This window comes from Streptococcus sp. FSL L8-0526 (genome assembly GCF_038007145.1).
GTDB classification, from domain to species: domain Bacteria; phylum Bacillota; class Bacilli; order Lactobacillales; family Streptococcaceae; genus Streptococcus; species Streptococcus thermophilus.
The window spans coordinates 1-1,490 of the sequence record NZ_JBBOWP010000008.1 but is presented as its reverse complement, the minus strand read 5'-3'; the positions used below and the strand labels follow the sequence as shown (position 1 = coordinate 1,490).

At 40.0% G+C, this 1,490-nt stretch carries 1 protein-coding gene; it reads right to left on the bottom strand.

Features of this window, described 5'->3' with window-relative positions; all coding sequences use genetic code 11:
* Nucleotides 1–298 precede the first annotated feature (298 nt).
* Nucleotides 299–1,490 (bottom strand): ISLre2 family transposase (locus NSQ85_RS10670; RefSeq protein WP_340781839.1); only part of this gene is annotated, 1,192 nt, incomplete at its 5' end.

Genomic DNA, 1,490 nt, shown 5'->3' with positions numbered 1-1,490 from the left:
GAGTGTGTCTGTTTTTGGGAGAAAACGAAAAATCATCAATAGAACGAGAATAAAGACCGAAACGTTAATTTTTTCACTTGTTTCAGTCTTGAATTATTGTTCTTTTGATGATACAATACTTATAAGCTGATTGAACAAGTGTACGTTGTTTAATCGGTAAGGCGGAAGGTGATAGCGCACCTTTCGTCTTTTCTTCGTGTTTTTCTATAATCATATTATATCACAATCGTATCAAAATGCAAGCATTTTCTGTGAAAACATTCTTAAAAGCCTTGACATCTCAAGGTTTTTTTGATATTTAGTTTCTTTCTTCTATAAGGCTTACACCATATTTTGGCTTAACATTCGGACGCTTTAAACGGGGCAATGTATAGAAGGATTGGACATCGCAAAATTGACCAAGGAGATTACTTTCTTGGTCTTTTATTTTTTGATAGGATTGTCGCCATTCTCCAAAAAAGAGGTCTCTCAATTCTTCTGAATGGCTTAAAAGAATAGTCTGGCTCATGGTATCTGCGCCCTTCTTACTCCAATACATCCCCCTGTTTTTCATCCGATACGTGATTTTACGATGCTGAGACTCCATGATACCAATACCACTTGAGGAAAGACCAAAGGCTTCAAAACTTTCCGTGTATTTGAAATTTCTCAAGAGTTGCCGTCCGAAACGTTGAAAAGTTGCTAGTTTCTCGTCACTATCGATCAATGATTCAGCTGTATCTAGCACTGTCTTCAGCTGGGTCTTATCCCGATTTTTGAGGGCTTGAAATGCTTGCTTAATCAGTTCTGAAGGAAATGGCCTCAGCTGTGTCTTAATAGCTTGATTTACGTGGAAAGCATCCCAAAAATGAAAATGCTCTTTAGGTCTGAACCCACTGACAAGCTCTTTGAAGAGATTAGGAGAGTAGCCCTTCCCACCGTCTGAGTTGGTTACAATGACCGTTTCAGGCGTTATCTCAAAGCGCTCCATAATCAATTCAAGGAGTTTATCTTTAGCCTGATGATAGTGTGTCGATACGACCTCAAATTTATCCTTCAGGATATTTCTTTTACCCTTCTTGCTCCCTGTATGGACGACAAAATGACTGAGTTCTACGGACTTCCCTTGCTTGTTAGGAGTGGACTGTTTGACCCAAACGCCGTCCCCTTCAATATACAGCCGTTCGGCTTTGATTTTGCTTGGTCTATCGGCTGACCTATCTGCTGATAAGGAATCATAGTCAGCTTTATCCTCAAGGAGATGACCTGCGACATCGAGAGCGTGCTGAACAGTGTTTTTCGTGATATATATTGACTTGAGAAGTTCCATCACTTCAACCACTTTCCGATATGGCATATAGTTAGATAGCCTTGTAATTTGGTAAAGGAGTTCTTGGGAAAACCGTGACCGTGGCTCAAGTCCCAATTTTTCATCTACTGGGATTCTAACCGTATCCCCCTTTTTCCATCTGCTCCTTGAAAAAGTCATCTCTCCAAAAGAGAAAATGACT